Source organism: Amycolatopsis sp. EV170708-02-1 (genome assembly GCF_022479115.1).
Lineage (GTDB): Bacteria > Actinomycetota > Actinomycetes > Mycobacteriales > Pseudonocardiaceae > Amycolatopsis.
Map to the genome: position 1 here is coordinate 2,184,566 of NZ_CP092497.1, position 23,556 is coordinate 2,208,121.

Below are 23,556 nucleotides of genomic sequence, written 5' to 3' on the forward strand. Positions count from 1 at the left end.
CCTCACGGACCGTTTTCCCAGCTCAGACACACAGTGACCCCTGGTTGCAAGGCCCTGTTCGGGACCCGCTAAAGTACTCACATCGCACTCCACGGAGCGCGGGTCCGGGCTGTGGCGCAGTTTGGTAGCGCACTTGACTGGGGGTCAAGGGGTCGCAGGTTCGAATCCTGTCAGCCCGACCGGAAGACGAAGCCGCTTGGCTTGGGTGAAGACCCAGGCCAGGCGGCTTTTTCGATTGTCAGCCAGAAAGCTTCCGGTCGGGTTGACGACGCGACTTGGGACCACCCGGGGACAGCGTGGTCCGGTCTAGGCGAGCACCCAGACACTCGATGGGCCGGACAAGGCTTCGGCGGTCGGTGCCGTAACAACCAACATCGTCACTGCGACGAAGAGATGCAGGCACCGACGGGAAGGACTCAGTGAAGCAACTCGTACGCAACTTGATCGTCAGCATCGGGGCGCTGGCCTCACTCGTCGGACTCGTGCTGACTATACGTCCACCCAGTCAGCCGTGGACCGCTTGGCAGGTTGCATTTTTGGCGCTCGCTGGACTATTTGGCTTATTCTCTATCGTTCTCGACGTAATCGAGTTCAAAGCACGCCCAGTCAAAAGCTACAGAACCAGTCAGCAAGTGGTTAACTACATGAGGAACTGGCTAGGAACCTCTGGACAAGCCGCCGTATTCACGCGCGACCTAAGCTGGGTCGACGACGAGACGACTCGTAAACTACTAGAGACCAAGTCTCGAAAGCAAGAACTCACCTTGGTTCTTCCACGAGAGATACCCCTAACGCGCAAACTCGAAAAACTCGGGGCCGAAGTAGTCTACTATCCGGACATTGACTACATCATCAAGTCACGGTTTACCATAATTAACATGAATAGAAATGATACTCGGGTCGCGATCGGGCAAAGCGTTGGCGGCAGGCACAAGATCGAAGAGCTATCAGCCGGAGAAGAGCCCGCCTACTATCTTGCACAAGACCTTTTGGAACTAGTTAAACGTTTCACAAAGAGGGAAAACGGCAAGCATGCTTGAACGCCCGCCTTCTCGCGAAGTATCAGTTCGTTCAATATCAGCACTATCTAAAGAATGGGATCAACTCGCCTCCATTCGCCACCAGGAACTCCAAGACGGCAGCGACGTGAGCTTTTCGGAAGTTCTAGTACCTGAACTCCTGAAGCAAATCAGACCAGCAAAGCCGCGATCTATCCTTGACTTTGGTTGCGGCACCGGCGTCTTGACCGAGATTCTAGCCAGTCAGCACGACAACGTCGTAGGCGTTGACCCAAGTTCGAAAAGTATCCAAATAGCCCAAGGTAGTCCGCAACGCAAAGCTCAATACCACCTTGAAAGCATTGAGTCTTACGCCCAGCAGAACAGATCGGCGCGCTTTGACGCCATAGTTGGAAACATGACAATTATGGATGTTCCCGATCTTCGTTCGGCATTAACAGCGTGTCATCAATTATGCAGAGACGGCGGCTTGGTCTGCCTCACTCTGACACATCCAAACTTCTGGCCAACCTACTGGGAATACGACAGCGAAGAGTGGTTCGATTACGGCAGGGAAATATTCATTGAGGCCGAGTTTAAAATAACAAAGCATCATTCAGGACTTTACACCACACATGTACACAGACCGCTAAGTATGTACATTGCTACAGCAGCGAAGTGCGGACTTTCCCTACTTGAACTAACTGAGCCACTTCCATCAAAATCCACCGAAAGTCTATATGGGATAAAATGGAAGTTCCCACGTTTTCTTATCCTAACTTTCGTCCGCAGATCCGAACAGTCAGACAGCCTGCAGACGACGCCGCTTTGGTGACCTGAGATGCAGCGCACATCAGGAGCGCGGTGTCAGCTTTCACCCAGGACAATGGGGGCCGGATCTCGGCGACCAGGCACACCGACTTGCGGGCAACTCCTCCTCCCGGAGGCCGCCCCCTCGTCATTGATCGTCTAACGGCGGACAGACACCATCAGGGTTGCCTGCGGCGTCGCTCTCGCGGTGAACTGCCTCCCCTTGACAGCGCCACCCCGACGCTAGATGCGGCAGAGAATAGAAAGAGGGGCCGGGCTGCCTCCGTACAGCGACCACCGCGTCAGGGAAAGCATTGCAATGCATACGCGCGACCGACACCTGGGCAAGCTCGACCTTGGGGACCACATGTCGTGCACGCCGATGAACGACCAGGCGTTCCTGCACGCCAGTTGATTACCCACACGCCCTCTGAGCTGTGAAGACCACAATCCCCCGGTCTTCGGGGATCAAGGGGTCGCAGGTTCGAATCCTGTCAGCCCGACCGGAAGACGAAGCCCCTGGCTTGTACCTCAGGTACAAGCCAGGGGCTCTTTCGTGTTCGGTCACTTTATGGGCCGAATCCGGCCTCGGCTCGATGTGACGCCGCCCACTGCGCGCGTGGTGTCGAGCCGGGCCGCCTCGCTACCTTCGCGAGATGAACTTCCTTGATCATGTTCTTTTGGGGATACGCGATCTTGAGGCGGCGGCGGACCGGTTCCGTCGCGAGTGGGGCCTGGGCACCGTGCCCGGCGGCTCGCCGGTCCCTGGTGTCACCAATGCGGTGGTTCCTCTCGAACCACCGCTGTACCTGGAACTCGTCACCGCCACCGACCCCGCCGCAAGTGAGGCCGCGGCGCGTTTGGCTGCCGTCACAGCGGCGGGAGACCGCCTGTTCACCTGGGCGATCGAGCCGGACGATCTCGACTCCCGCGCCGCGGGTTCGGGGATCGAGCCGTCGAGCGGCGGCGGAGACACCGGGCGCTGGCGTTTGCTCGGCGAGGTCGAACAGGGACGGCCGTTCTTCATCGAATACGACATCGCTCGCGCCCACCGCGTCGCGGGATGGCGAAGCGCTTATGCCAAGGCAGCACACGACTGCGTGCCCGGCCGAGTGACGTATCTGGAAGTCGGCGGCGACGAATCCGGCATGCGGCGGTGGGTGGGCGAGCTCGATGTGCCGCTGCGGATGGCCGGCGGTGAACCACGCCTCGTGGCTGCGGGGATCGCGACCGATCGGGGTGAGATCCTGCTGCGCTCAAACCGCTGAGGAAGCGGGTCTCCGCGGCCGCGGAGACCCGCTTCACTCACCAGCTCACGCTGAACTCCGCCGCAGCCCCGCTGCCGGTTTTCGTCAACCGAGCGATCCGGCTCCGCCGTTCCGGAGACGGATCCTCGTGCGGAAGCAAGCTCGCGTCGGTGATGTAGTTCCACGAAGCCCACCACGACCCATCGGGCGCCTGGAAGGCGTTGAACGCGCCGGGGCCCCGTTTGTTGCCCGGCAGGTTCTTCTTGCGGAACTCGTCCGGCAGGCCCGGCCGGAACCGAGGCTCGCCGTCCGGGTCGGGCGCGTAGGAGAAGTACGCGCGCTGTTCGGCCATCGGGGTGCACCGGTTGTCCGTCAGCGCGGTTCCGCAGTAGGCGACGCCGGTCGAGTAGCGGTTCGCGTACCAGTTGTTCCCCGAGTAGAAGAGGTACCACTCACCGTCGATGCGGACGGCGTTGGGATTCTCGATCGTGAGGACGTCGTCTGCCGGACTGTTGTGGTGCGTCCACTCCAAATTCGCGTTGTCGATGAGTTTCTTCGCGTCGGCTTCCGCTATCCGCCGCACGTGACGGGGACGGTCGAAGTCCAGTTTGGCGGCACCCAATGCGGTGACTCGGTCTTGTGTCCAAGCGCCGTTGCGGAGGGTCAGCCAGACTTCGCCCTGTCCCCTGCTCACGTCGGCATCGATCGCCCATCCGCGGTCCGGGCAGAACAGCGGATCGGCGTTGGCGACGAACCCGCCCGTGGGGCGCAACGAGGTCGCGTAGCCGATGCAGTGTTTCGCCTGCCCTGCGGGTTCGGGGCCGGGCAGTGCCGCGCTGTAGAACACGTAGTAGACGACACGGCCGTCCTCGTGATGCGCGAACAGTGCCGGTGTCCACAGTGGAGAGTCCGGTCTCGCCCAATAGCCCGCGGGGAACGTGACACCGTCCCAGGCGTCTCCGTCGACGGCGCCCCGGCGCTGGAAGGTCCCACCACTGAACTCGACCTTCGTGTACGGCAGCTTCTTGCCCGCGACGCTCGCGCCGACCGCGATGTAGGTGTTCGTCTCCGGTATCCGCATCAGATCCGCCGCCGGGAACCGGAAGTCCAGCGACTCGTCGCGGGGCCCGGTTTCGGCCGTGGCGCTCGGCGCGGCCGTCAGGAGGCCGATGCCGCACAGGACTGCGATCAGGGCGCGCCGCATCATCGGGTCACCGTCACACGGGCACGCACCGGACGGTGGTCGCTCCCGTAGCCGCCGAGGGCGTCCACCTCGGACCCGGCCGAGTCCTTCTTCGCCCACACGTGGTCGATGGACCTGGTGCCGTGGCTCGGCGCGCTGTAGGAGTCGGCCACGCGCCGCAACCCGGCCATCAGGTCCGAACCCGGTTCGGCGTTGAAGTCTCCCAGGACGATCGGTTCGGCCGCCCGTGACGAGAACCAGTCCGCGGTATTGCGGACCTGCAGGTTGTGCAGTTCGCGGTTGAGGGCGAACCGCTGCGCGGACGGGGTCAGGTGCACGACGCCGACGACCCACTCGAAGCCCGCGCCTCCCACCCGCACCCAGTTGACGTACTTGGGCGGCACCCAGCAGCCGCAGTCACCGGGTTCGGCGGGGCCGGTGCCGGGTGTGGAGGGGTCCACTTTGGACGCGGGTGAGATCTCGCCCGCACCGTGGCCGGTGACGGTCATGTTGCCGCGCACCAGGATGGCGTTGTGCTTGATCGCGCGGCGGTCCGTCTCGTAGATCGCGACATAGCCCGTCGCCGCCGCGGCCTCCCTCACGACGTCCTCGCGGTCGGCGACCTCCTGCAGTCCCAGGACGGCGGGACGCTCGGTCTCGATGAGACGGACGAGGTCGGCCTTGAGCCCGCCCGCGTCGCCCACGTTGTAGGTGACGACCTTGATCGTGCGCTCGGTCGCGGCCTCGGCGCTGGGCACCGCGACGAGTGAGGCGAGCGGAACGAGCAGTGCCAGCGCGAAAGCCTTGCGCCTCGAATGTTTCATGGAATTCCCTCCAGTGTCGATGACGGAGGGAATCGGACCATCGGCGGCCCGCCACGGGCAACGGCAAGCGCGATGCCGTCATTTTCCGGAAAGAATTGGCCCGGTCACTCCGGCGAAGGGTTCTCCCAGACGAAGGTGACCTTGTTGCCCGCCGGATCCACGATCTCCGTCAGCTTGACGAAGCCGAAGTCCTGGATCGGGCCGCATTCCACGCCACGCTCCGCGAGGTCGCCGACGGTCTCGTCGATGTCTTCGACGACGATGACCACGGTGCTCTTACCCGAGGGTTCCGGGTCGTGGGCGACCTGGATGCCGGCGCTGCCGGCGATGCGCCATTCCGCGACGCCTTCCATGGGTTCGGTGTCGGGCCGCCGCCCGATCCACCGTTCGTACCAGGCGACCGCCGCGGCATGGTCCGAGACCGGCAGCACGGCGTAGACATCCTTGAACCTCGGCACGGCACAGCGTCCTTCCACTCGGGATCGCCGACCACTGTAGGCCGTTTTGTCCGAGTTCGCCTCGGCTTTACAAGGTCACCTCTACCCTGCTCCCGTGACCGGCAGAAGGACAGTGAGGATGACCGCGCGGCTTTTCGCCGTGTTGTCCGTGCTCACCGCCGTCGCCCTGCTGCAGGGCGCGCTGTGCAGTGACGGCGCCGCGGCTGCCGGTTCGCCTTGCGCTCCCCTGTTCGCCGCCGAGGCGACGCACACCCCGGGCCCGGTCGACGAATGCGAGCCGGCGACCTCCAGGCTCAGCCCGGCGGAGCAGCCCGTCACGGACAACCACCTCGACGACCTCACAGGTATCGGCGTGGCGCTGCTTGCCGTGCTCTTCCTGCTCGTCCGGCACCATCGGCCCCGCACGGCGGGCGTGCCGCCGTCCTCGCCGGCGAAGTGTTCGACCAGCACTCCGCCGCTCGTCCGGCTCTGCGTTTCCCGTACCTGATCGGCGAAGCCCCATGCCGTTTTCAGTTGCCGGAACCGAGCCGAGGACACAACAGAATGACCAAGAACACCAAGGTTTCCCTGACGGTCGTGGCCGTCGTGATCGCGGTGGTGGCCGCGCTACTCGTCTTCACCAACCTGGGTGAAGACACCCCGGCCGCGCAGGCGGACGCACCGCCGTTGGTACCCGCGTCGATCCTCGTCCGGCCGGACAGCCATCGGCTCTCCGACCCTCCGGGCAGCAAGGTGACCGTCGTGGAGTTCCTCGACCTCGAATGCGAGGCGTGCGGCGCGGCGTTCCCCGGCGTCGAACGGCTCCGCGCCGAGTACGGCGACCGGGTCACCTTCGTCCTGCGCTACTTCCCCATCCCCAGTCACCAGAACGCCGAACTCGCCGCCCGAGCCGTGGAAGCCGCCGGTAAGCAGGGCAAGCTCGAACCGATGTACCGCCTGATGTTCGAGAAGCAGCCGGAGTGGGGCGACCAGCAGGTCTCCCACCGCGAAACCTTCCTCGGCTTCGCGCGACAGCTGGGCCTCGACCTGAAGGCCTTCGAGACCGCGCTGGACGACAAGGTCACGCTCGGCCGGGTGCTGGCCGACCGCAACGACGGCGCGAACATCGGCGTCGAGGGCACGCCGACGTTCTTCGTCAACGGCGTGAAGTTCGCGGGAGCCCCGTCCTATCAGGGCCTCAAGGCCGTCATCGACCGGGAACTGGCGAAATGAAGCCGTTCGCCGTCCGGGTGACGCCGTGGGTGCTGCTCGTCGGCGGGTCGATCGGGCTGCTGGCCTCCTTCGTCCTCACCGTCGAGAAGATCAAGCTGCTCAAGGACTTCTCCTACATCCCGACCTGCAGTATCAACCCGGTCCTCAGCTGCGGCTCGATCATGAAGACACCGCAGGCGGACTTGTTCGGCTTCCCCAATCCGTTGTTGGGGATCGCCGGCTTCGGCGTGGTCGTCACGACCGGGGTCGCCCTGCTCGGCGGAGCACGGCTCCCCGGTGGTACTGGCTGGGCCTCCAGATCGGCTCGGCGCTCGGCGTCGTGTTCGTGCACTGGCTGATGGTCCAGAGCCTGTACGTCATCGGTGCGCTGTGCCCCTACTGCATGGTCGTATGGGCGGTCACCATCGCCGTCTTCTGGTACACGACCCTGCACAACCTCCACAAAGGACCGGAGGTGAAGGCGGCGCTCCGATACCACAGCGTGGTGCTCGTGGTCTGGTACGCCGCCGTCACCGTCGCGGTCCTGCAGGCCTTCTGGAGTTACTGGACGACGCTCGTCTGAAGACGGCTCCGGTCGAGACCACGCAGTCCCCAGGCGCAGACGGCGCCGATCACCGTCAGGGCGAGCCACGGGAACTCCGGGAAGCCCGCCCGGCGTGCGAGGTCGAAGACGGTGCCGGTGAACAGGTTGCCGAGGAGGATGCCCACGCCGACGATCGTGTTGTAGAAGCCGTAATGTGTGGCGACGAGCCGGTCGCCGGAAAGCCGCACGACGGTGTCCATTTCGAACGGGAAGACGACGACCGTCCCCACCGCCAGCAGGGCCGCGGAGACGAGCAACCCGGCTCCCGCGACGACCGGGCCCGCCCTGGCGACGGTCAGCGGCGCGAGGAAGGCCGCGGCCATGAACGTCATGCCCGCGGCCAGGCACGTGCCGGGCGGCCACCGGTCCTTGAACCAGGCGGTGATCCTGAGCTGCCCGGCGATCGCGAGGCCGCCCGAGATCACGAACAGCCCGGCGATGAGCACGGTCGCCGACGTCTCCGATCCGGTGATCCGGCGGGCCTCCATCGGAAGCGCCAGATAGGTCTGGAACGACAACACGTACGAGCCGATCATCACCAGCGCGAAGAGCAGGAAGGACCGATTCGCCACGACGATCCGCCAGTCCGACCAGACCGAGGAGCGGTCCCGTTCGTTCTCGTGCGCGGGCAGCGCCCGCACCTGCACCACGGTGAGGACGCCGAAGACCGCCGCGGCGACCAGGCAGGTCAGCCGGAAGTCGACGGCGGTCAGCGCGAGCCCGACCACCGGCCCGGCGAGGATCCCGCCCTGGTAGAACACGTTGAACACCGAGAAGGCTTCGAGCCGCCGCTCCCCGCGTCCGCGGCCAGATAGGCGCGGACCGCCGGATTGAACAACGCCCCGGCGAATCCGGTGGCGGCGGACGCGACGATCAGCGACGGCAAGGACGAAGTCACGCTCAGCAACGCGAACCCCGCCGTCCTCAGCACGCATCCGGCGACGATGAGCGGTTTGTAGCCGAACCGGTCGGCCAGCGTGCCTCCGAGGAGGAACATGCCCTGCTGGGAGAAGTTGCGGACGCCCAGCACCAGGCCGACGGCCCAGCCCGCCAGCCCCAGCGGACCCGAAAGGTAGCCCGCCAGGTACGGCATCAGCATGTAGAAGCCGACGTTGATGGTGAACTGGTTGACCATCAACACCTTGCTGGGCCGGTCGAACGAGCGGAACCGTCCGGCGAACCCGGTCACAGCGCGGGATCCACGATCGTGCGGCACCGGGTCCAGCGTTCCACCACGCGTTCGCCGGGATGTCCGATGACGTCCGGTTCCCTGGCCGGGACCACGTCGAGCAGCCCGTGCGCCGCGCAGTACTCGTCGTTGTAGACGGTGTCGAAGTAGCGCTGGGGCCCGTCCGGGAAGATCGCGGCGATCCGCACGTCCGGATCGTGCGTGCGGGCCAGCCAGGCGGCCACGAGAGCGACCGCTCCGACGCTCCAGCCGCCGGTCGCGTACTGGGCGGCGGCGAGACGGCGGCAGGTCCACACCGCTTCGGCCGGGGCGACCCAGTGGACCTCCTCGAACGCGTCGTAGTCGACGTTGCGCGGATGGATGCTCGACCCGAGCCCGCGCATCAGCCGCGAGGTGGCGGGCTGGCCGAAGATCGTCGAGCCGACGGTGTCCACGCCGATCAGGCGCAGCTGCGGGGAATACCGCCGCAGCGCCCGGAAGGTCCCGGCCGAATGCCCGCCGGTGCCGACCGAGCAGACCAGCACGTCGATCCGGCCCAGCTGCGCGGCCAGTTCCTCGGCCAAGCCCGCGTACGCGTCGACGTTGTCCGGATTGTGGTACTGGTCGGGGCACCAGGAACCGGGCTGCTCCGCCAGCACCCGCCGGACCCGGTCGCGGCGCGCCTGCTGCCAGCCGCCCACCGGATGGGGTTCGGTGACGAGGTCGACGCGGGTGCCGTGCGCGGTGAGCATCCGCCGCACGATCGGTTCCATCCCGGGATCGGTGACGAGGGTGACCGGATGCCCGTGGACGATCCCGGCCAGCGCGAGGCCGAGCCCGAGCGTCCCGCTGGTCGACTCGACGATCGTCGCGCCGTCGGCAAGGTCGCCGCGTGCCTTGGCCGCTCCCACCATGTGCAGCGCGGGGCGGTCCTTCATGCCGCCGGGGTTGAAACCCTCCAGTTTGGCCCAGAAACCCTTACCGGAGCCGGTGAGTCGTTCGTCGATCCAGAGCACGGGCGTGTTGCCGACGGCCAGGGCCGCGTGCCGGGGCAGGACAGCGTTCATCGAGGATTCGTCTTTCTGTGCGGTGCGGGCAGGACAACGACGGCGCGAGGTCCGTCACGTCCGCGAAACGCACAGCTCGACGAGTGTCCGGTGCCCGCTCCAGCCGGCGGAAAGCAGACGCGTTTTCTCTTGCGGCACAGGCGAAAGCGCACGCGGCACTGGAGATGGAAGATCCGGCGTGGAAGGAGATTCCTCGCTTCGCACGGCGAGGGCGGAGAGCGAGCTGGGGTGCGCGTGTCCCTCGCGCGGCGGGCAGTCATGCGAAGCCGACGTGGCGTCTGCCTCGACGTGCCCGTCGAGGCAGACGGCGGTTCCCGACCCCGCCACGACCAGCAGCAGCAATACCACCACGAGTCGACGAAGAGTAGCCGAAGAGACACTCACGGTTCCCACCGTAGCAAATCTCCCATGAGACCTAGTACTAGCCGTCTTAGTAGGACTTCACCGCGCGCTCACAACCGTCCCCGTACTACTAAGCGCGATAGTTGCACCCTGCGCGACAGGAGATTCGGCACCCGTGACCTCATATCGGCGCTCGCCGCGGCATCCCCTCGCCGCCACCGCCGCCCTCATGCTCCTCGGCTTCGGCGCGCTCCCTGCGAGCGCGCAACCGGCGCCGGACGGCCAGGATCCGATGCGGCGCTATCAGGAACTCGGCGCCCAAGCGGCCAAGGCCGACGAGGACCTGCAGGAATCCCAAGACCGGCTGAAAACGCGCGAGACCGAGCGCGACCAGGCGTCGGCGGCCCTCGGCCGGGCCGACGGCGACCTCACGCAGGCCCAGTCGGCGATCGAGCGCTTCCGGCCACAGGTCGAGGCGATCGCGCGATCCGCGATGAGCGGCGAGCGGCTCGGCAACGCCGTCCTGCTGCTCGACAGCGGCAGCAGGCAGGAGTTCCTCGACCGTTCCTCGGCGCTGTCCGTGCTGGCCGACGAGAAGGCCAAGGCGCTGAACGGCCTGCGTGACGCGCTCGGGAAGGCCCAGGCGGCACGCGCCACGGCGGCGGACGCGCGGGAAACCGCCCAGCTCGCGGCGAACGACGCGACGGTGGCGCTGGAGCAGGTCCGCACCCGCAAGAAGGACCTCGACGACCAGATCACCAAGGTGCGGCAGGCACTCGGCGCGCTACCGGCCGCGGACAAGGCGAAACTCGGCAAGGTCCGGGACAAGGGCTCCTATCTCGGCCCGCCCGGCGCCGCGAACGACGCGTTGCAGGCGGCGCTGTCCAAACGGGGCTCACAGTACGAATGGGGCGCCACCGGGCCGGGCGAATTCGACTGTTCCGGCCTGACGTCGTGGGCGTACAAGCAGGCGGGCATCTCCCTTCCGCGCACCAGCCGTCAGCAGTACACCGTGGGGAAGGCCGTGCCGCTGGACGCGCTCGTCCCCGGCGACCTCGTCTTCTACGACGACGGCACCGGCAATCCCGGCGCCATCCACCACGTCGGCATGTACGTCGGCAGCGGCAAGATGGTCGACGCGCCGACCGAGGGCCAGCTCGTCGACGTCCGTTCGGTCAAGGGCGACGGGCATTTGATGGGCGCGCGGCGCGTCGTCGGCTGAGCGGGGGCGGCACAGTATCCTTCCCGGCGGAGGTGTCATGCAACGGCTGGGCGAGCTCGAAGCGTCGGTGATGGACGTGCTCTGGGACGCGGCGGAACCCTTGCGGGTGCGCCAGGTCCTCGAGGCGATCAACCGGGATCGCGATCTCGCCTACACCACGGTGATGACGGTGCTCGACAACCTGCACCGCAAGGAATGGGTCGAACGCGAAATGGAGAATCGCGCGTACCGCTACCGCGCCGTGGCGACCCGCGAAGAGGCCACCGCGCAAAGCCTCCGCGAACTCCTCGACGCCTCGGAGGACCGGGAGTCCGTGCTTCTGCATTTCGCGCGCTCGGTCACCGAAGAGGAGTCGGACATCCTGCGGCGGGCCTTGCGGCGGAAGCCCGGGAAACGATGATCCTGGCGGCGGTGCTCCTGTTCGGCGTGGTGGTGACCGGCTGGTTCTCACCCCGGCTGCTGGGCAGGCTGACCGCCGGCGGGATCAGCCCCGGCACGGCGCTCGCGTGGTGGCTGCTGACCGCGGCGGGCGTCCTCGCCGGCACGCTCGGCGCCGTCCTGCTCCTCGTCCTGCCGGACCACGGTCCCGCCGGGGCCATCACCCGGATCCTCCACAAATGCTGGGCGGCCGTCGGGCACAGCGGCCTCCCGGGCCTGGATCCGGCCGCCGGGACCTTCGCCGCCACCGCGCTCGCGATCGCGGCGGCCCGGCTCGCGCTGTCCACCGCCCGGCGACGGAAACGCAGCTCGCTGCTGCACCGGCGCCATCTCGACGTGCTCCGGCTGTCCGGCGCACGCCCCGGGCCGACCCTGTGGCTGCCCGACGACCGTCCGATCGCCTACAGCCTCGGCGGCCGCGACGGCCTGATCGTCGCCAGCCACGGCCTTGCCGGACGGCTGTCATCCCGCGAACTGGCCGCGGTGCTGGCCCACGAACGCGCTCATCTTCGCGGCAGGCATCACTTCCTGGCCGGCTGCGCCGAAACACTCGGCCGCACGTTGCGGTTCGTCCCGCTCATGCGCGAACTCCCCGGCGCGGTCCGGCTGCTCGTCGAACTGGCCGCCGACCGGGCGGCCGCGGCCGGGCACGGACCGGAGACCGTGCGCTCGGCCCTGTTGTCGATCCACGCGGCGGACGGTGACACCGCGCTCCGGCTGCGCTGGCTGGCGCGGCATCCGGGCGGGCCGTCGCGATTCCCGGAACTGGTGCGGGCCGTCGCGGGCGGAACACTGGCGCTGTTCGCCCCGCCCGTGCTCACCGTCGGCCTGATGTTCACGGCGGGCCTCATTTCCTGCTGGTGAAAGAAACGCGTTCGTCACCGATGCGGACGAACGGGTTCGGCACGGACACCATCAGGTGATCCGCGTTTTCCGGCCATGAACGCCCCTTTCCCGAATGGACGTACGCACGTCGCTGTCAGTCGTTCACCGGTCAGGGAATCGGGGACGGCAAATCGTGCAGTTTCCACTCACAAGAGTGAGGCGACGCTATTCCACTGCGCCGGAAAGGCGAATTCCCAGCGCTACTCAAATGGCGGCATTCGCCCGGTATCCCCTTGTCGTAACGTCGAATGGGGAACACTTCCCGCACTGAATTCCCTGGAGGTTTTCGTGATCCGACGCCCCCTGCGCACACTGACCGTCCTGATCGGCGCCGCCGCGGCCGTCACCGCCTTCGCGGCCCCGGCATCGGCGGCGACGTCGGTCCTGAACGAAGCGGCCGGACCGGCCACTGTGGCCGCCGCACAGCAGAAGCTCGGCACTTCGCTCGGCGCCGCGTTCGCCGGAACCTGGCTGGACGCCGCGACCGGCGAACTCGTCGTCGGCACCACCGACGCCGGCCAGTCGGACAGGATCCGCGCCGCCGGCGCGATTCCGAAGGTACTCCGGCACAGCGCCGCCGAATTGAAGAAGATCCAGTCCACATTGGACAGCAGAACCGCGGGGCTGCCCGGCTCGGTCGCCGGCTGGTACGTCGACGTGCCCGCGAACGAGGTCGTGGTGAGCGTGGTGGGCGGCGATCCCGCGGGCCGGGCGTGGGCTGCCTCCGCCGGCGTACCGGTCCGGGTGGAGCACGTGACGAGCGCACCGCGGCCGTTGTGGAGCGTGGTCGGCGGGCAGGGTCTGTACTTCAGCGGTGGCGCTTGCTCGGTCGGGTTCAACGCCTACGACGATGACGATCATTACGTGATCACCGCGGGCCACTGCACCGAACTCGGCGGCACCGTCCGCGGCGCCGGTGGCACGATCGGCAAGGTCGCGAGGTCGTCCTTCCCCGGCAACGACTACGGCACGGTGAAGGTGACGCATTCCGACGTCTCGACCCCGCCCCGGGTCGACCGCTACGAAGACGGTTCCGACGTGCGGATCGAGGGGGCCGACGTGGTCGGCGTCGGCGGCCGGGTCTGCCGGTCCGGGATCACCACCCACTGGCACTGCGGGCGGGTGGAAGCGCTGGACCAGACGGTGAACTACGGCAACGGGAACATCGTGCGAGGTCTCACCCAGACCGACGCCTGCGCCGAACCCGGTGACTCCGGCGGCTCGTTCGTCAGCCGCCCTTCGTCCGGCTCGAAACTGGTGCAGGCACAGGGGATGACCTCGGGTGGCTCCGGCGACTGCGACGAGGGCGGCACCACCTTCTTCCAGCCCGTGAAGGAGGTGCTCGACCGCTACGACCTGAGGCTGGAAAAGGACTGATCTCCCGCGGCGAGGGGCGGCCGGTTCTCCGGTCGCCCCTCGATCGATGCGGCGAGCTCCCCCGCCTCGAGGACGAGCGTCTCGATCTCGGCCCAGCGGCGGCGGATCCGCTCGCTATCGGCGACCAGCGTGCCCGAAACCATGCCCAGCAGCAGGTTCGCGTCCGTCCCGATCTCCGCGAGACGCAGGAAGGGACGGCGTTCTTCGTCGGTTCCCGTTCCGTGCGCGGCCCGTTCGCGGGCTCGCATCCCGGCGTCGTGGCAGGCGTCGACGAGCAGGGTCCGGATCTCCTCCGTCCGGTTCCCCGGGCTCGCGGGAGGTTTCCCCATCAACGGGAAGATGTTCCAGGCCACCGACAGCAGGCAATCGGCCACGTCGTCCATCGACTCCACGTCCACCGGGCGAGTGTTCCGGCCCGCGCCTCCTGCCAGCCGGAATGACTCGCGCGATCGGCAGGGTCGACCCGATCGGGTGGCAAGCCTCGTGAGTGGCAAGGACGGTTCTAACCATCCTTGCCACTCACGAGACTGGGCACATCCTGGTCGTCGAACGCCCGTACATCGGCCATCCGCAGGCCGGCGATGAGGCCGGAAAGTCCTTGGTGACCTTCGGGCCGGATCGCGAGGATGCCGCTGGCGAAGAACAGCAGGTTCGCGAGCGGCTCGAAACCGCCGTTGACCACCGATGCCAAGGTGAGCAACGTGAAGTAGCCGCCCGCCCCGGTCAGGAATCGCACGATCGTCCGCCACAGGGCGGGCTTCCCGCCGTCCGGGCCGACGGGGCGGAGCAACACGACCCGCTGGCCGAAGCTGGCGCCGTTTCCCGCGACCGGGATCACGAACAGCAGGAGCAGCGCGGGCAGGAAGGTGCCGATCAGCGCGGTGACCACGGTGTCCGGTTCGCCCACGAGCAGCGTCGTCACGATCCCGACGGTGGTGCCGAGGAGGACGACGGACACCACGTCGACCGCCATCCCGAGCAGGCGGCGGCGCGCGGTGACCGGCCGCGGTGTCCCGGCCGCGGTGTCCCGGCCGGCGCGGACGGCTCGTTCCCCGGAAGCAGCCGCAGCAACGGCGCGAGCCCGAAACCGACGGCGGCGCCGAGCGTGTTGGTCAGCAGATCGTCGACGTCGGCGAGCCGGTACGGGCACTCGAACAGGAACCAGACCCCGGTCAGCTGGGTGGCTTCGATGAACAGCGAGACCACGAAGCCGATGGCGATGGTGGTGAGGAAGCCCCGCCGGAACAGGTGCCGTACGAACATCCCCAGCGGCACGAACAAGGCGACGTTGAACACCGCCTGCTGGACGGCCGGATTGCACAGGAACGCCCGCAGGCCCGCGCCGGTCTGTTCACGGCGGATGTCGGCGACGAACTGGAGCGGGCGCAGTTGCAGATGACCGGCCGCGTGCCCGGCGCACGTCGTCGCCTCCGGGATGGGGAGCAGCGTGTAGGTCCACAGGGACATGGCGTAGACCAGGAAGCCGAACACCAGCAGGACCCGCCAGAGCCCGAGTTCGCCGCGGCGCCGGTAGCTCGCGGCGATGTACGGGACGGCGAGGAAGCCCGCGAGCACGAAACCCGCGAACACCGCGATGACCGCGGAAACGGTCGGATCAGTCACTCGCGGAAGCTAACAACGCGCGCTCCGGCGCACCCGTCACACCACCTGGCCGGGTGACGGCGTCGGCGGGCGTCAGCGTCCGCTGATGCGCGAGCGCCGCGATGGCGAAGGTCAGGTGGACGACGACCCAGTTGCGGTCTTCGCGATGAACCCGCTGCAGCAGGTCGAGAGAAGCATCGCCCGGCGTACGGCCCTGACGGCAGGCGTCGATGAACGCCTGGGTCAGTTCGTCGACGTTCCTCCGGAACTCCGCGAAGGTGTCGGAAGGCTGGGCGTTGGTGCAGAAATCCACGGTCACGTCACAGAGCGTTCCATAACGCGACACAAAGTTACGAATTGGCGGAGCGCGAATCACTCACGTGAGGTAGTTCACGAGCGAATCTGTGCTCTGCGTCACGCCGACGCGAGTCCGGCGGGCATCCGGCGTTCCCGTTCGGCCGCCTTCGCCCGGCGAGTGACCGGGAAACGCTGGTCGAGTTCGACCAGCAGCGGCGTCGCCGCCATCAGCGCCAGCAGAGCGAGCCCGGCGTAGGCACCCAAGGTCGCGATGATCGTCATTCGGCCTCCTCGATCCCGTGCCGCCTGTTCCGGCGGCCTGGAACCAGGATCACCTCCCGGCAGGGGCGGCGGATCGGTCATCCGGCGGAGACGCCTCCACCGGTCGGCCTTTTCGGCACTGTCCGATCGGCCGACCCCGGGCGGCGGTGCAGGAGGTCGAACCGCGACCACATGGCCTCGGCCGCCTCGATCGACTCACCGGTGCGGGCCGGGTCGACGGCGGCGAGTTGCGCGACGATCGCCTGCACCAGGCTCATCCCGGCGGTCAGCGACGGGAAGAAGGTCACGCCCTCGGCCGGCACCATCAGCACCTGCTCGACAGCGCCCGCCAGCGCGGAGCTCGCCGCGTCGGTGATCGCGAAGGCACGCGCTCCCCTGGCCTTCGCCTCGTTCGCCGCGAGCACGGTGCTTTCGTACAGGCGCCAGAAACTGATCGCGATGAGCACGTCTTCGGAAGAGAGCTTCGCCGTGGCGTTGGCGAGCTCGGCGTCGCCCGCGGTGATCGCGTGGACGTCGTATCCGGCGAGCCGGGCGTTGTGCGCGAACGCGATCCCGACCGCGGCGTAACTGCCGTCGGCGATGACGACCGTGCGGCGCGCCCCAGCGACCGCTTCGGCGACCTGGCGGATCTCGTCCTCGGCGAACCGCCGGTTCAGCAGGGCGAGGCTGTCGAGGTCCCGGCGCAACGACGCCGACCCCGGGGAATCGACGTCCCGGTGTTCCTCGGCCACCTGCGGCGCGCTCAGCGACGACATGTACCGCGCGCGCAACTCCTGTTGCAGCGCGGGCCATCCGGCGAACCCGAGCGCCTGCGCCGTCCGGGTGACGGTGGCGACGTTGACCCCGGCGAGCTGGGCGAGCTCCGCCGTCGAGCCGAACGACGCCCGGCGCGGTTGCGAGACCAGCACTTCGAGCACCGCGGCCGACTTCGGCCGCAGGCCGCGTTCCGGTGTCCGATCCCGCAGCCACGCCTCGAAACCGTCGTCGGTTCCCGTCTCTGTCACGCACGCCCTCCCTCGACCGCGCCACGGTAACGCATCGTGCCCGTCGAACCACTTGCAACAACCATTGCAGTTTTGCCGAAACGCAGTATACGTTGTCCGAACTCTCGTCACCTCCTCGTCGCCCGAACCACGGAAGGCGTTCCCCATGACGCTTCTGGCACGACTGGACCGGCTCCCGCTGAGCCGTCCCCACTACAAACTCCTGCTCATCGGCGGACTCGGCTACACCTTCGACGGCATGGACTCCGCCGTCGTCGCCTTCCTCCTGCCGAGCGCGAAAGCCGCCTGGGGCCTCGACAACGGCCAGCTCGGCCTGATCGGTTCGGCGACGCCGTTCGGCTTCCTCTTCGGCGCGATCGCCGCCGGGCTGCTGGGCGACCGCATCGGCCGCAAGAAGGTCATGATGTACGCACTGGCCTTCTACGCGGTGTTCTCGGTGGTCGCGGCCTTCTCCCCCAACTACGAGGTCTTCCTGGGTGCCCGGGTGCTGGCCGGGGCGGGCGCGGGCGCCGAAAGCGCGATCATCGCGCCGTTCCTGTCGGAATTCGTCCCCGCCAAACGACGCGGTTGGTTCGTCGGCGCGCTGGCCGGGTTCTTCTCGTTCGGATTCGTCATGGCCGCGCTGATCGGGCGGTTCGTCGTCCCGACAGTGCCGGAGGGCTGGCGGGTCGCGCAGCTGATCACCGCGCTGCCGATCGTCATGCTGCTGTGGTGGCGCCGCTCGCTGCCGGAATCACCGAGGTTCCTGGTCGCGAACGGACGTCATGCCGAGGCGGAGAAGATCGTCTCGAAGCTGGAGCGGGACGTCGAAAAGGCGACAGGGCAAGCACTTCCGGCTGTCGCCGAGGCCGATGCCCAGCCCGCGACGGAGACTCCCAAGGTCAACCTCCTCAGCGCGTTGAAGTTCCTGTGGAGCCCGGCGATGGCCCGCCGCACCGCGGTGATCTGGACCGTGTGGTTCGTGATCACGTTCTCCTACTACGGCTTCTTCTCCTGGATCCCGACCCTGCTCGTCGAGCGCGGCATCACGGTGACCAAGAGCTTCGAGTTCTCGATCATCATCTATCTGGCGCAGATCCCCGGGTACTTCTCCGCCGCGTGGCTTTCGGAACGGCTCGACCGCAAGCACACCATCGCGTTGTACCTCGCGGGCTCGGCGGTGAGCGCGTTCTGGCTCAGTCAGATGGACGCGCCGTGGTCGATCACCCTCGCCGGCGCGGTGCTGTCGTTCTTCCTCAACGGCACGTACGCCGGCGTGTACTCCTACACTCCCGAGGTGTTCCCGACCTGGATCCGCGCCAGCGGCACCGGGCTGTCCAGCGCGTTCGGCCGGGTCGGCAGCATCCTGGCGCCGACGATCATCGGCCTGTCCGCCGCGAGCCTGGGCTTCGCGGGCGTCTTCGGCCTCACCACCGCCGTCCTGGCGGCCGGGGTGGTGTGCGTGGTCGTGTTCGGCCTGTCCACCGCCGGCCGGTCCCTGGAAGAACTGACCGAACACGGCGCGCCCGTGAAAACCGCTAAGGAGATGACGAAGTGACCGTGTCGCTGTCCACTGTGGAGGACAAGACCCGAGCCACGATCGGCGTACGGCTGTTCACCGTGCTGGCCTGGGTGCCCGAGCGGCGAGCCCTGCGGCGGGTGCACAGCAGCCACCCCGTCGAATACCCCGTCGGCGGTGAGAAGACCGTCGAGGTCGCCGCCGGCTGGCTGGAGCGGTGCATCACTGGCCAGGAGCCGTACTTCGGCCCGGACAGCGCTGCGGTGCGAGAGATCTTCGCCGACCACGAACTCATCGACAGCCTCGGTTGCGGCGCGGTGATCAACGTGCCGGTGGTGGACGACGGCCGCACCCTCGGCGTCCTCAACCTCCTCGACGCGGAAGGCCACTACGACGACGATTCCGTCGCGGTGGCGCGATCTCTGGCACCGTTGGCGGTCCCGGCCCTGCGCGAACTCCTGGAGGAGACCCGATGAACGGATCGCTGCTGCTGCGCGACGCCCGCCTGCTCGACCCGGTCACCGGCGAATACACCGAGGGCGACCTGCGGTGCGCCGACGGCCGGATCGTCGAAATCGGCGCCGGTCTCACCGCGGGCGACGCGCGGACCGAGGACCTGCGCGGGGCGTTCGTGCTGCCTGGGCTCGTCGACGCCCATGTGCACGTCACCGCGTCGACCGCGGATCTGGGGTCGCTGCCCGCGTCGTCACCGTCCTACGTGGCCGCGCACAGTGCCCGCACCATGAGCCGGATGCTGGACCGTGGCTTCACGACCGTCCGTGACGCTTCCGGCGCCGACTACGGTCTCGCCGACGCGCAGGCCGAAGGTTTGTTCCGCGGGCCGCGTCTGCTGTTCTGCGGCCGCGCGCTGAGCCAGACCGGCGGGCACGGCGACAGCCGGACGCGCGGTGCGAACACCAGCGAAGACCACCCGTGCTGCGCCGGTCTCGGCCGGGTCGCCGACGGCGTCGACGCGGTCCGCGCTGCGGCGCGCGACGAACTGCGCAAGGGAGCGCACCACATCAAGGTGATGGCCTCCGGCGGCGTCGCCTCCCCCACCGACCGGATCGACTCGACGCAGTACTCCGGCGAGGAACTGCGCGCCATCGTCGAGGAGGCGGAGGCGGCCAACCGTTACGTCGCCGCGCACGCCTACACCGCCCGCGCGGTGAACCGCGCGCTGGAGCTGGGCGTCCGGTCGATCGAACACGGCAACCTCATCGACGACCGCAGTGTCGAACTGTTCCTCCGGCACGACGCGTACCTCGTGCCGACCCTGGTGACGTACTGGGCGCTGAAGGAGGAGGGGCGCGAGCACGGGCTGCCGGAATCCAGCTGGCGCAAGGTCGACGACGTCCTCGGCGCGGGCATGGCCGCACTCGAGAAGGCGGCCGGGGGCGGGGTGAAACTGGTGTACGGCAGCGATCTCCTCGGCGGGATGCACCGGCACCAGAACCACGAGTTCCGGTTGCGCGGAGAGGTGCAGTCCGCGCTGGAGGTGATCCGCTCCGCGACGTCGACGGCGGCGGACCTGCTGAACCTGACCGGCGAGATCGGCACACTCGCGCCGGGCGCGCACGCGGACCTGCTGGTCGTCGAGCGGGACCCGCTGGAGGACATCGGCGTCCTCGCCGAGCCGGAGAAGTTCCGGTACGTCGTGCAGGGCGGGACGGTGGTCTCCGCCTGAATGCCGGGGACCGGTATCGCCCACCCACGGGATTCCGTTTTGTCTTGATGCCCTCGGGGTCGTGTCGGGGAGGATTTCGGACGTTGAACGTCCGAAATCCTCCCCACTCGGCCGCGAGCCGGGAGGTGGCGGGGTCGCACGAGCTTGATCAACGGAGGATCGGGGACGTTGAGTGTCCCCGATCCTCCGTTGATCAAGCTTCGGGCCGTGCCTGTGCCTTACCCGCCTGAGTACATGAAGGACCCCTTCCTTGCGTCTAGCGCAGTGAAGGGGTCCTTCATGTACTCGGCAAGCTGTGAAGGTCGAGTTTCCTCGGCTGAGCCCGAGGGAAGGGTGCCTTCACGCGCCGCCGCTGCGACTGCTGTGACTGCTGGTGCTGCGGTGGCGATCCCGTAGTCCGTGAGGGCCTCCTTCCCTACCTTCAGGGTAGGCAAGGAGGCCCTCACGGACTTCACGCGAGTCAGGAGAAGCGCTGCGGAACGTCCCACGGGTTGTCGTCCCGCAGCGGTTCCGGCAGCAGCTCAGACGGCCAGTCCTGGTAGGACACCGGACGCAGGAAGCGTTCCACCGCCGCCGTCCCGACCGAGGTCGACGCCGGTGACGTCGTCGCCGGGAACGGTCCGCCGTGCTGCATCGCGGCGGTCACCGCGACCCCGGTCGGCCAGCCGCCCCACAGGATCCGCCCGCTTCGGTCGGCCAGTACCGGGCGCAGCGCCTCGACCTCGGAGGCTTCTTCGGGCAAGGCGTGCAGCGTCGTCGTGAGCTGGCCGGGCAACGCGGAAAGCACCGGCAGGACGTCCGAAAGCCGCGAATACCGCACGACGACGCCCAGCGGACCGAAGCACTCTTCGGCCACATCGGGCACGAAGTCGGCCAGGTCGATTTCGAGCAGCCGGGCTCCGGGGCCCGGGACGACCTCACGCATTCCCTGGATACCGGCCATCCGTCGCGCGCCGTCGAGGAACCCGGACTCGATCCGGTCGTTCAGGAACGGCGCGTCCGGGATCCCGCGCAACCGCTCGGCGACGAGGTCCACGAACGGACCGGAGGCAGGCGCGAACACGAGGCCCGGGTTCGTGCAGAACTGGCCGTTGCCCAGCGTCAGCGAACCGGCGTAGCCCGCCGCCAGTTCGTCGGCCCGCTCCCGCGCGGCGCCGGGCAGGACGATCACCGGGTTGACGCTGCCCAGCTCGCCGTGGAACGGGATCGGGACCGGCCGCTCGGCCGCGATCCGCGCCAGTGCCAGCCCGCCCTTCACTGACCCGGTGAAGGCGGCGGCCGCGATAGCCGGGTGACGCAGCGCCTCGACGCCGGCGGCTTCTCCTTCGACAAGGCCGAGAATCGCGCTCCATCGACCGAGCGCCTCGCCGACGATCGCCGCCGTGCGACGGGACAGCTCCGGATGCCCGGGATGCGCCTTGACCACCACCGGGCACCCGGCCGCCCACGCCGACGCCGTGTCTCCGCCCGCCACGCTGAACGCGAACGGGAAATTGCTCGCGGCGAACACCAGCACCGGCCCGACCGCGGTCCGGTAGCGACGCAGCCCCGGACGCGGGCCGGGCGGCCACGACGGGTCGGCCCGGTCGATCCGGACGTCGTAGTGCGAGCCGCTCCCGGACGCGAGCAGCCGCAGCTGGAACGTCGTCCTGGCCAGTTCGCCGGTCAGCCGCGCGGTCCCCAGCCTGGTCTCCGCGTCGGCGATCTCGATCAGGGACGGCCCGGCCGCGTCCAGCGCGTCGGCGACGCCGGTGATCACCTCCGCCCGTGTCGCCGGCGACACCGCGGCCCACGCGCCTGCGACCTCCGCCGCCCTCTCGATCTGCTTCATGCTTCCTTCCTCTCCGGGTTCTCCGCCGAGTTCCGGAATCCGAACACGGCGTACACCACCAGGCCGAGCACCATCCAGGCCGCGAACCGCAGCCACGTCAGGGCGTCCAGGTTCGCGATCAGCCACACCGCGAACGCCACCCCGGCCAGCGGCACGAACGGGACCCACGGGGTGCGGAACGACCGCGGCAGATCCGGCCGGGTGCGCCGCAGCACCACCACGGCGATCGACACGACGATGAACGCGGCCAGGATCCCGATGTTCGTCAGATCCGCGGCCTCCTTGATGGGCAGGAAGCCCGCGATGACCGCGGAGCCGATCCCGACCGGCCAGATCACCCGTGTCGGCACCCGCCGCCGAGGGTGGGTGCGGGCGAAGTACCGCGGCAGCAGGCCGTCCCGGCTCATCGCGAACCAGATCCGCGACACCGCCAGCATGTTCGCGAACGCCGACGTGGTGATTCCGAGGATGCCGCCCACCGCGACGACCGTGCCCAGCCCGGCCAGGCCGACCGCGGCCAGCGCGCTCGAAAACGGGCTGTGCACGTCGATCTGGTCGTAGCGTTGCATGCCGACCAGCACGATGGACACCAGCAGGTAGATCACCGCCGCGATGGCGAGCGACACGATGATCGCCTTGGGCAGCAACCGTTTCGCCTCCACGCTTTCCTCCGCGGCGGCCGTCATCGCGTCGTAGCCGTACACCGCGAAGAACGTCGTCGCCGCGCCCGCGACCGCGCCGCCGATGCCGTAGGGCAGGAACGGGCTGAAGTTCCCCGCCGAGATGTGGAACGCGCCGGCGACCACCACCAGCGCGACGATCGCCAGCTTGATCACCACCAGCGCCGTCTCGAACCTGGCGGATTGCTTGCTGCCACGGGAAAGGACGAACGCCAGCAGCAGGCACAGCAGCGCGGCGAACAGGTCGACGCGGTGCCCCGGCCCGGTTCCCGGCGCCCCGAGCATCCACGACGGCAGGTCCAGGCCGACCTGCTCCACGACGTAGGACAGGTAGCCGGACACCGCGATCGCCACCACCGCGACGATCGCGGTGTACTCCAGCAGCAGATCCCAGCCGATCAGCCAGCCCGCGATCTCCCCCAGCGCCGCGTAGGAATACGTGTACGCGGATCCGGCACGCGGGATGAGCCCGGCGAATTCCGCGTAGCACAGGGCCGCCGCCGAGCTGGCGATGATCGCGATCAGGAACGAGATCATCACGCCGGGTCCGGCCTGCTGGTTCGCGACCACGCCGGCCAGCGAGAAGACACCGGCGCCGACCAGGCCGCCGAGGCTGAGCGAGACCAGCTGCCAGAGGCCCATTGTGCGGGGCAGCCCACCGGGCCCGGCCTCTTCGGGACCTTCGAAGGACTTTCGCCGGAAGAGCCCGGAGCGCGAGAAAAGCTTGGGCCGGGGCCGGATCGTCGTTGATTCGGGCATGACAAATCCCTTCCGGACCGCGCGGGGCGGGCCGGGTCGGCGGTGGGGGAAGGACGGGCTGAAGGACGCTTTCGCCGCATGCCACGCGGTGAAGGACGCTTT

Annotated in this window: 24 protein-coding genes, 1 tRNA gene and 2 pseudogenes; 14 read left to right on the forward strand and 13 right to left on the reverse strand. The window is 68.1% G+C overall.

Annotation, left to right across the window (positions count from 1 at the left end; genetic code table 11):
• The first annotated feature begins 105 nt into the window (after positions 1-105).
• From MJQ72_RS10030 to MJQ72_RS10045, 4 genes are all read left to right on the forward strand, one after another.
• Positions 106-179, forward strand: a tRNA-Pro gene (locus tag MJQ72_RS10030).
• A 240-nt stretch (positions 180-419) separates the two neighbouring features.
• On the forward strand, positions 420-1,040 hold the full coding sequence (locus tag MJQ72_RS10035; RefSeq protein ID WP_240598833.1) for a hypothetical protein: 621 nt from the start codon (positions 420-422) through the stop codon (positions 1,038-1,040).
• Positions 1,033-1,833, forward strand: a complete 801-nt coding sequence (locus tag MJQ72_RS10040) for a bifunctional 2-polyprenyl-6-hydroxyphenol methylase/3-demethylubiquinol 3-O-methyltransferase UbiG (RefSeq protein WP_240598834.1) — start codon at positions 1,033-1,035, stop codon at positions 1,831-1,833. The genes MJQ72_RS10035 and MJQ72_RS10040 overlap by 8 nt, the downstream gene beginning before the upstream one ends.
• A gap of 631 nt (positions 1,834-2,464) precedes the next feature.
• The gene (locus MJQ72_RS10045; protein WP_240598836.1) at positions 2,465-3,076 is read left to right on the forward strand and encodes a VOC family protein; all 612 of its coding nucleotides are present in this window, start codon (positions 2,465-2,467) and stop codon (positions 3,074-3,076) included.
• A gap of 37 nt (positions 3,077-3,113) precedes the next feature.
• Here MJQ72_RS10045 and MJQ72_RS10050 read toward each other — a convergent pair whose 3' ends face one another.
• The 3 genes from MJQ72_RS10050 to MJQ72_RS10060 all read right to left on the reverse strand — a co-directional run bounded on the left by MJQ72_RS10050 (position 3,114) and on the right by MJQ72_RS10060 (position 5,520).
• A complete protein-coding gene (locus tag MJQ72_RS10050) occupies positions 3,114-4,262 on the reverse strand; it encodes a family 43 glycosylhydrolase (protein WP_240598837.1) in 1,149 nt (382 codons plus the stop codon).
• The gene (locus MJQ72_RS10055) at positions 4,259-5,062 is read right to left on the reverse strand and encodes an endonuclease/exonuclease/phosphatase family protein (protein ID WP_240598838.1); all 804 of its coding nucleotides are present in this window, start codon (positions 5,060-5,062) and stop codon (positions 4,259-4,261) included. Before MJQ72_RS10055 ends, MJQ72_RS10050 begins: the two co-directional genes overlap by 4 nt.
• A gap of 104 nt (positions 5,063-5,166) precedes the next feature.
• A complete protein-coding gene (locus MJQ72_RS10060) occupies positions 5,167-5,520 on the reverse strand; it encodes a VOC family protein (protein ID WP_240598840.1) in 354 nt (117 codons plus the stop codon).
• Positions 5,521-5,638: 118 nt separating this feature from the next.
• On the opposite strand from MJQ72_RS10060, the gene MJQ72_RS10065 reads away from it, so the two are divergent.
• From MJQ72_RS10065 to MJQ72_RS10075, 3 genes and pseudogenes are all read left to right on the forward strand, one after another.
• Positions 5,639-6,007, forward strand: coding sequence for a hypothetical protein (locus tag MJQ72_RS10065; protein ID WP_240598842.1), 369 nt, complete (start codon positions 5,639-5,641; stop codon positions 6,005-6,007).
• A 56-nt stretch (positions 6,008-6,063) separates the two neighbouring features.
• On the forward strand, positions 6,064-6,732 hold the full coding sequence (locus tag MJQ72_RS10070) for a thioredoxin domain-containing protein (protein WP_240598844.1): 669 nt from the start codon (positions 6,064-6,066) through the stop codon (positions 6,730-6,732).
• Positions 6,729-7,294, forward strand: a pseudogene (locus MJQ72_RS10075) (vitamin K epoxide reductase family protein). Before MJQ72_RS10070 ends, MJQ72_RS10075 begins: the two are co-directional and overlap by 4 nt.
• Here the strand turns inward: MJQ72_RS10075 and MJQ72_RS10080 are convergent.
• Together MJQ72_RS10080 and MJQ72_RS10085 are read right to left on the reverse strand one after the other, a co-directional pair.
• Positions 7,273-8,504: pseudogene (locus MJQ72_RS10080) on the reverse strand (MDR family MFS transporter). The pseudogenes MJQ72_RS10075 and MJQ72_RS10080 sit on opposite strands and share 22 nt — an antisense overlap.
• Positions 8,501-9,550 (reverse strand): PLP-dependent cysteine synthase family protein, encoded by a 1,050-nt coding sequence (locus tag MJQ72_RS10085; protein WP_240598848.1) that lies wholly within the window; start codon positions 9,548-9,550, stop codon positions 8,501-8,503. The pseudogene MJQ72_RS10080 and the gene MJQ72_RS10085 overlap by 4 nt, the downstream one beginning before the upstream one ends.
• A gap of 517 nt (positions 9,551-10,067) precedes the next feature.
• On the opposite strand from MJQ72_RS10085, the gene MJQ72_RS10090 reads away from it, so the two are divergent.
• The 4 genes from MJQ72_RS10090 (at position 10,068) to MJQ72_RS10105 (ending at position 13,814) form a co-directional block, all read left to right on the forward strand.
• Positions 10,068-11,114, forward strand: a complete 1,047-nt coding sequence (locus MJQ72_RS10090) for a C40 family peptidase (protein ID WP_240598850.1) — start codon at positions 10,068-10,070, stop codon at positions 11,112-11,114.
• Positions 11,115-11,151: 37 nt separating this feature from the next.
• The gene (locus tag MJQ72_RS10095) at positions 11,152-11,514 is read left to right on the forward strand and encodes a BlaI/MecI/CopY family transcriptional regulator (RefSeq protein ID WP_034306262.1); all 363 of its coding nucleotides are present in this window, start codon (positions 11,152-11,154) and stop codon (positions 11,512-11,514) included.
• Positions 11,511-12,416 (forward strand): M56 family metallopeptidase, encoded by a 906-nt coding sequence (locus MJQ72_RS10100; RefSeq protein ID WP_240598851.1) that lies wholly within the window; start codon positions 11,511-11,513, stop codon positions 12,414-12,416. The genes MJQ72_RS10095 and MJQ72_RS10100 overlap by 4 nt, the downstream gene beginning before the upstream one ends.
• 309 nt (positions 12,417-12,725) lie before the next feature.
• On the forward strand, positions 12,726-13,814 hold the full coding sequence (locus MJQ72_RS10105; protein ID WP_240598853.1) for a S1 family peptidase: 1,089 nt from the start codon (positions 12,726-12,728) through the stop codon (positions 13,812-13,814).
• Here MJQ72_RS10105 and MJQ72_RS10110 read toward each other — a convergent pair.
• From MJQ72_RS10110 to MJQ72_RS10135, 6 genes are all read right to left on the reverse strand, one after another.
• A complete protein-coding gene (locus MJQ72_RS10110) occupies positions 13,787-14,212 on the reverse strand; it encodes a hypothetical protein (RefSeq protein WP_240598854.1) in 426 nt (141 codons plus the stop codon). The genes MJQ72_RS10105 and MJQ72_RS10110 overlap by 28 nt on opposite strands.
• A gap of 104 nt (positions 14,213-14,316) precedes the next feature.
• Entirely contained in the window at positions 14,317-14,787 is a 471-nt protein-coding gene (locus tag MJQ72_RS10115; protein WP_240598856.1) for an RDD family protein, read from the reverse strand.
• On the reverse strand, positions 14,733-15,437 hold the full coding sequence (locus MJQ72_RS10120; RefSeq protein ID WP_240598857.1) for a VanZ family protein: 705 nt from the start codon (positions 15,435-15,437) through the stop codon (positions 14,733-14,735). Before MJQ72_RS10120 ends, MJQ72_RS10115 begins: the two co-directional genes overlap by 55 nt.
• Positions 15,430-15,735, reverse strand: coding sequence for a hypothetical protein (locus MJQ72_RS10125; protein ID WP_240598858.1), 306 nt, complete (start codon positions 15,733-15,735; stop codon positions 15,430-15,432). Before MJQ72_RS10125 ends, MJQ72_RS10120 begins: the two co-directional genes overlap by 8 nt.
• Positions 15,736-15,830: 95 nt before the next feature.
• Positions 15,831-15,995 carry a hypothetical protein gene (locus tag MJQ72_RS10130; protein ID WP_240598862.1) on the reverse strand — a complete coding sequence of 55 codons (165 nt, stop codon included), beginning with the start codon at positions 15,993-15,995 and terminating at the stop codon, positions 15,831-15,833.
• Positions 15,996-16,072: 77 nt separating this feature from the next.
• The gene (locus MJQ72_RS10135; RefSeq protein WP_240598864.1) at positions 16,073-16,999 is read right to left on the reverse strand and encodes a MurR/RpiR family transcriptional regulator; all 927 of its coding nucleotides are present in this window, start codon (positions 16,997-16,999) and stop codon (positions 16,073-16,075) included.
• A 145-nt stretch (positions 17,000-17,144) separates the two neighbouring features.
• On the opposite strand from MJQ72_RS10135, the gene MJQ72_RS10140 reads away from it, so the two are divergent.
• Genes MJQ72_RS10140 through MJQ72_RS10150 form a run of 3 tightly spaced genes read left to right on the forward strand, consistent with a single transcriptional unit; the run spans position 17,145 to position 20,184 of the window.
• Positions 17,145-18,536 carry an MFS transporter gene (locus MJQ72_RS10140; RefSeq protein WP_037337101.1) on the forward strand — a complete coding sequence of 464 codons (1,392 nt, stop codon included), beginning with the start codon at positions 17,145-17,147 and terminating at the stop codon, positions 18,534-18,536.
• On the forward strand, positions 18,533-18,973 hold the full coding sequence (locus MJQ72_RS10145) for a GAF domain-containing protein (RefSeq protein WP_038514261.1): 441 nt from the start codon (positions 18,533-18,535) through the stop codon (positions 18,971-18,973). The genes MJQ72_RS10140 and MJQ72_RS10145 overlap by 4 nt, the downstream gene beginning before the upstream one ends.
• Positions 18,970-20,184 carry an amidohydrolase family protein gene (locus tag MJQ72_RS10150; protein WP_240598866.1) on the forward strand — a complete coding sequence of 405 codons (1,215 nt, stop codon included), beginning with the start codon at positions 18,970-18,972 and terminating at the stop codon, positions 20,182-20,184. Before MJQ72_RS10145 ends, MJQ72_RS10150 begins: the two co-directional genes overlap by 4 nt.
• Before the next feature lie 460 nt (positions 20,185-20,644).
• Here MJQ72_RS10150 and MJQ72_RS10155 read toward each other — a convergent pair whose 3' ends face one another.
• Together MJQ72_RS10155 and MJQ72_RS10160 are read right to left on the reverse strand one after the other, a co-directional pair.
• Positions 20,645-22,015 (reverse strand): aldehyde dehydrogenase (NADP(+)), encoded by a 1,371-nt coding sequence (locus tag MJQ72_RS10155; RefSeq protein WP_240598867.1) that lies wholly within the window; start codon positions 22,013-22,015, stop codon positions 20,645-20,647.
• Positions 22,012-23,454: an amino acid permease gene (locus MJQ72_RS10160; RefSeq protein WP_240598873.1), complete on the reverse strand. Its 1,443-nt coding sequence runs from the start codon at positions 23,452-23,454 to the stop codon at positions 22,012-22,014. The genes MJQ72_RS10155 and MJQ72_RS10160 overlap by 4 nt, the downstream gene beginning before the upstream one ends.
• Positions 23,455-23,556: the final 102 nt, after the last annotated feature.